At 60.9% G+C, this 6200-nt stretch carries 3 protein-coding genes and 1 pseudogene; 3 read left to right on the forward strand and 1 reads right to left on the reverse strand.

The window, feature by feature from the left end; genetic code table 11:
- Window position 1 precedes the first annotated feature (1 nt).
- A complete protein-coding gene (locus YUA_RS0138595; RefSeq protein ID WP_027535433.1) occupies window positions 2-706 on the reverse strand; it encodes an ABC transporter ATP-binding protein in 705 nt (234 codons plus the stop codon).
- A 129-nt stretch (window positions 707-835) separates the two neighbouring features.
- Here YUA_RS0138595 and YUA_RS0138600 point away from each other — a divergent pair, with 129 nt between their 5' ends.
- The 3 genes and pseudogenes from YUA_RS0138600 to YUA_RS52190 all read left to right on the forward strand — a co-directional run.
- Window positions 836-3238, forward strand: a complete 2403-nt coding sequence (locus YUA_RS0138600; protein ID WP_035972848.1) for a TonB-dependent siderophore receptor — start codon at window positions 836-838, stop codon at window positions 3236-3238.
- Window positions 3238-4692, forward strand: coding sequence for a PepSY domain-containing protein (locus tag YUA_RS0138605; protein ID WP_035972851.1), 1455 nt, complete (start codon window positions 3238-3240; stop codon window positions 4690-4692). Before YUA_RS0138600 ends, YUA_RS0138605 begins: the two co-directional genes overlap by 1 nt.
- Window positions 4693-5900: 1208 nt before the next feature.
- A pseudogene (locus YUA_RS52190) lies at window positions 5901-6200 on the forward strand (hypothetical protein); the annotation flags it as partial.

Consider the following 6200-nt stretch of genomic DNA (forward strand, 5'->3'; position numbering starts at 1 on the left):
GTCAGCTCTTCATGTGCTTGAGGTAGAGCGCTTCGAGATCGGCGTGGCTGACATCCTCGCTCCTCAATTCTTCCACCAGCCGCCCGTGCTTCATGATGCCGAGGCGGGTTCCGGTCTGCTTGGCGTGGAAAAGATCGTGTGTCGTCGTCAACACCGCCACGCCGTCGTTGCTGGCTTTGACGAGAAGCTCCGAGAATTCGTTGGCTGCGGACGGGTCGAGTCCGGAGGTGGGCTCATCGAGCAGCAGGGCTTTGGCATTCTTGGCCAGTGCGATGGCGATTCCCACCTTCTGACGCATGCCTTTCGAATAGGTTGCGACCCTGTCATCGGCGGCTTGACGAGGCAGGCCCGCAGCCTCGAGCAGCTCAAGCAACCGCGGCCGCGGCAAGCGCTCACCGATTGCGAGCGAAGAGAAGAACGCGAGGTTTTCGAGGCCCGAGAGCACGCCGTAAAGCGTGACCTGTTCGGGGATGTACGCAAGCAGGCGCTTCGTCTCCAAGGGATGGCGCACGACGTCGATCATGCCGATTTGCAGGCTACCGGATGTCGGCTGGAGGAAGTTCAAGAACAGATTGACCAGTGTCGTCTTACCCGCGCCGTTGGCCCCGAGCAGGCAATAGATCTCGCCGGGCAGCACGTTGAGCGAAACATTGTCCAGGGCACGTTTGGCGCCAAACTGCTTGGTCACCGCAATCGCATCGAGCATGGTTCTCGTACACTCCAACTGGCCGTCGCGGCGCTTGGGAGGGCCTTGACGAGTGTAATGTTATTACACTAGGTCATCGTTGTGAAGCCGTGACGTGGGTGCTAGGCGGCCGGCGGGTTGGGGGCAAGTATGCGTTATCTGTTTTGTTCAGTGTCTCTATCGGGTCTCTTGATCGGGGCGGCAGGTGTCCTGCCTTTTGTGGCTGAAGCGCAAGCTCAGACGCCTTCGTCAGCAGCCAACCAAGGGGCATCGCTGCCACCCGTAACCGTGGACGCGCCGCAAAAACGAACAACTGCAAGGACCGCTCGCCCTTCGAATTCTCGGCAAGGCCGCCGCGTCTCCCTCACAAACAGAACTCTGCGACCACCAGCCACCGCCGAGGCATCACCGCAGTCGCAAGGCCAGCAGCAGGCCCCGGCGACGCCGCTCAACACGAACGTGGTGACGACCAGCGCGAGCCGGCTGGGACTGACTCCGCGGGAGATTCCCGCAACCGTCGAAGTGGTCGGTGCCGACACGATCCGCGAGCAGGGCTACCACACCACGATCGACGCGGTAAAAGGTGCAACCGGCGTAACCGCTGGCGACGCGCCGAACGACGTGTCGTTCTCCATGCGCGGTTTCCAGGGCAACCAGGTCAACGTGACCTATAACGGCATCAACATCGGGCCCACGGGCTTCACGGCGCTGACCATGGAGACATTCAATCTCGATCGCGTCGAGTTCCTGAAGGGTCCATCGTCGCTGATGTCAGGGCAGGGCGCGGTCGGCGGCGCCATCAACTATGTCACGAAGGCGCCGCACACGGGGCCCATCCAGAACGAAGCATTTGTCGGCTTCGACTCCTTCGGCAGCTACCGTACCGGCTACGGGTCCGGCGGCAGCACCAACATCAAGGGCCTGGATTATCGCTTCGACATCAGCCGGTCGGACGTCAATGGCTTCATCGACGATACCGACGCCAGGAATCTGCACGTCTCCGGCCAACTCGACTACCGCCTGTCGGAATCATTCAAGGTCTTCGGCGCCGTCGAATACAAGGACTATCAGGCTCATCCCTACGAGGGCACGCCGCTGGCCCCGGTCGCATTCAGCGGTCCATACGCGACGAACGGAATCGTATCCGGCACAAAAGTGTCGGACTACAACAGCAGCAATCTCGGAGCGGTGACCATCGACGGCCGGACGCTGACGACGAACTACAACGTGCTCGACAACCACAAGACCATCAAGGAGACTTGGGCGCGCGGCGGTTTTGAGTGGAATCTGACGAACGACGTTACGCTGCGAAGCCAGACCTACGAGTACAATGCCAGCCGCGACTGGTACAACAACGAGGTGAGCGCCTTCAATACCGACGCCACACGGGTTACCGATCCGATCGACCGCGAGCGCTTCTTCGTGCATCACAACCAGAACACGGTTGGCAACAACACCGATGTGATCTGGAACTCGCGCTTCTTCGGCATGGAAAACCGCCTGGCAACGGGCGTTGAGGCGTATCACCTCGACTTCACCCGGCCCGGGGCGGCGAACTTCCCGAGCGACCACGTCGCGTTGGTCGATCCCGATCGGGGATATTATGGCTCGCTGACGACGAAGCGACAGACCGCCACCATCGACAGCGTGGCCATCAATCTTGAGGACCGGCTGAAGATTACGCCGACGTTCGCCCTGATCGGTGGCCTGCGTTACAATCCCTTTGAGCTCGATCGCACCTCGACTGACAAGTTCGGAGCAAGCAACGCCGGCTTTCCCTATTCGGCGAACTGGGACCCTGTCACGGGACGCATCGGCTATACCTGGGAAGCGCTTCCCGGAATGACGTTCTATAGTCAATACGCAACGGCGAGCGACTTGTCCGCCGACAGCATCTTCTTGCTGAACCCGACCCAGCGGCTGACTTTGACCACAGCACGCAGCTACGAGACCGGCGTCAAGAATCTGCTGTGGAATGGCCGCGCCGAATGGACCTTCTCGGCCTTCGACATCGAGCGCGACAACGTATATTCCGCGCAGGCCGGTCAGACCCTCAATCTCGCGGGAAAAGTGAGGTCGCAGGGTGTCGAATTCGCAGCAGCCGTCCGCCCGATCCCTGAGCTCAAGCTCTGGGGCAACGTCGCCTACGTCCACGCGCGCTATGCCGACTACGATTTCACCGGCGGCTCGTTCTCCGGCAACACGCCGCCGAACATCCCCGCGCTCATCGTGAACGGCGGCGCATCCTATCGCTTCCTCAATCCGGGCTGGCTGCCGGTCGAGCTCGGCGTGTCGGTCCGGCATGTCGGCGACCGCTACACCACCGATGCCAATACCGTGACGATGCTCGCCTATACGACCGCGGACGCCTTCGCGTTCGTCGACATCCCCAAGTCGAAAGCTTTTCCGACTTTCGACAACACCCGGGTGACGTTCCGGGTCCGAAATCTCACCGACAAGAAATATGCGGCATGGAGCGATCCGTTCTATCCCGACCAGATATTCCTCGGCGCAGCGCGCACCTACGAAATCGAAACCTCCTTCAAGTTCTGATGGTCGGCGTTCGCCCGTTGCGTGTCTTGGTCCTTGTCCATCGCTGGCTGAGCATCCCGCTCTGTCTGCTGTTCGCGATGTGGTTCGGGTCCGGCATTGTGATGCACTTCGTGCCGTTTCCGGAGTTGACCGAAGCGGAGCGTTTCGCAGGATTACCCGCCATCGGCCCATCCACGGTGAAGCGCGGTCCCGGCGAAGCCGTCGCGGCGAGCACGCTGAAAAACGTCACGCGCGTGCGTCTCTGGCAGCGCAACGACGGTCCGGTGTACCTGGTGTCGGCAGCCTCAGGAATAAAAGCCCTGCATGCAGACGATCTGCGTGCGGCCGACGTTGATTCCGGGCAATTGGCCCTCGCAATTGCGTCCGAGCATGCCCGCCTGCGCGGACTGAACGCCTCTGCCGCCATATTGGCGGAATTAGCGGACTACGACCAATGGACGGTCCCGAACGGCCTCGACGCGCACCGACCTCTCTACCGCGTTGCTCTGAACGATTCTGCGGGAACGGAGCTGTACGTCTCCTCACGCACCGGCGAAATCGTCAGGGATACGACCCGCAATGAACGTGCCTGGAACTATGTTGGGAGCGTCGCGCATTGGATTTATCCGACTGTGCTGCGCAAGAATTGGATGGCCTGGAACGTCACGGTCTGGTGGCTGTCGCTTGCTGCTGTCATCGCCGCACTGTCGGGCCTGATCGCAGGCGTTCTTCGTCTCAGAAGGGTGCGCGACCGTATCGTGTCTCCCTACCGCAAGTGGCATGCCTGGCACCACTGGCTTGGACTGGCGTGTGCGGTCTTCGTGATGACCTGGATTGTCAGCGGCTGGCTATCGATGGACCACGGCCGCCTCTTCTCCACCGGCGCGCTTACCAGATCGGAAGCGGACCGGATCGCGGGATTGCCGGCATGGGGCGAACTGACGTCGACAGCACCCGAATCCGTTTCACCCGCCGCCCGCGAGATCGAGTGGTTCGCTTTCGGCGATCGCATCTATCAACGTATTCGAACGGGCGTCGATGCGCAGCAGCTCTCGGTGGTCGTTCCAGCATCTGGTGGTCCTTCCTCATCGTTCTTGCAGGCCGATCAGGTCAATGCCGTCATCTCCCGCGCCGTCGGCGGCTGCTCGAGCACCAGGGCTGTCGAGCGAGATGACGATTACTTGATTGCATCTGAAGTTGCATCGGCTCCGGTCTATCGATCCGTCTGCGGAGACGTGTGGTACCAGGTGGACGGTGCGAGCGGCGCCAAGCTGGAAAAGCTTGACGCGCAGCGTCGGACCTATCGCTGGCTGTACCGCGCGCTGCACACATTCGATCTCCCCGCCTTGATGGCACGCCCAAGCTTACGCACGGCGATGATTGTCGTCCTATGCACGCTTGGAGTCGCGTTCAGCATCACCGGAATCGTGATCGCGTGGCGGCGACTGAGGCTCCTTGCACGTCCAGTCGTTTGACGTAGCTAGGTAGCGGAGTAGGTGGAGGTAAGGCGCGTGGCTTTCGCGCCGAAACCGCTTGCCTCGTGCGAAACTTGGCTAGATTGCACGGGGAAATTGAGTTGCAAGCACGTGGGCCCGCGAACTGAGGCGAGTGACAACACGAATGGATGGCATGCCTCTTCGTCGCAAGCGTTTACGCCTACGGCGTCGAGATCATCCACGAGCTGTTGCAACTATCCAGCGGTTGCCCCAACGCACGATAGAATCGATTCGCCCGATGCCGGGGACCACGTCCCCCCGTGCTGCCATTCGAATCCCATCGGGCCCTTCGAGCACCGCCGTTCCGCCGCGAACGTCAAGGACTGCCCACCCCCCAATAGTCGTTGGTCTTGTCTCCGGGACGGACAGGAGCGGCCCCGCAGGCTCGAGCGAGCCGGTCACAGACATGTCCGCCTCGATAACCGAAGAGACTGGGTTCGAAGCTTCCGCCGATTGCACCCCACTCGACGCTTTGGCCAGAAGCTTCGGAGCAAGGCTCGCGACTGTGGACGGCTGACCTAAACCGGGCGGTGTTCGCGAGCTTGATACTGATGCTATCTTTCGGGCGCTTTCGGCCTTACCGCCTGACTTTGTGTCCGGCATGCGGCGCGAAGCCGGTTCTATCCGAGCATTTGGATTGAGAGCCGAGATGGTTGCAGGAGCAGCATACCGGGCACCAGCCCATCCCAATCCAAAACCTCCAGCCAATGCGAGCGCGACGAGCCAAATAGTGGGTTTTGAATGACCGCTTGGCGCCAATAGCGCCAGGACCTCATCTCGATTGGAGGTCGAGAAATCCGATCGGTCGAGCGTGACGGGCCACACGACCGTCTCGATCACGTCCAAGGTATTGGCATGGTGCAATTGCATGCTCGGGTCCCTTGTGGTCCCCAATGATCATGCCGGGAACTAAACCAACCCTTAACGACCGATGCACCCCAGCACGAATATGACAGCGGTTGATCGCGCAGAAAACCGAAGGAGTGATGTCCGGCGGCCGCCGGGACTCGACCCCATGACGGTGGGGCCCTGTTTTGCAACCTTGAGCGGACGGACCGGATTTGCATTCGGGCCCGTGGCTCACGTCAGGAGCACAATGAATCCATGGCGCCGCCAGATTTGAGCCGCATGGCCGCCTATGTCGGTACGAAGGGTCATGCCGGGGGGCGCGACACCGGGAGTTTTCGATGTCCGGTTATTTGCGATTGTGCTTCGTCAGTTTGGTTCTTGTTGTTGAAACTCTTTCGACGGAGCACGCGTCCGCCAATCCTCTTGCGGATATCTTCAATACTGCTGCCCCACAACCTACGGTGACCTCTCCGCCGCAAGCGGAATGCTTGGGACGCCCCGGCAACTCGACNCCCGATAGCCAGCATTGGGTCTACCGAATGGACGGGCACCACAAATGTTGGTTCCTGACCGAGGGCGTGGCGAAGGTGACGAAGATCGTTCGTCGGCGCGTGGCAGATCACACCGCCAGTTTGGAC

This window comes from Bradyrhizobium sp. WSM3983, from assembly GCF_000473045.1.
Lineage (GTDB): Bacteria > Pseudomonadota > Alphaproteobacteria > Rhizobiales > Xanthobacteraceae > Bradyrhizobium.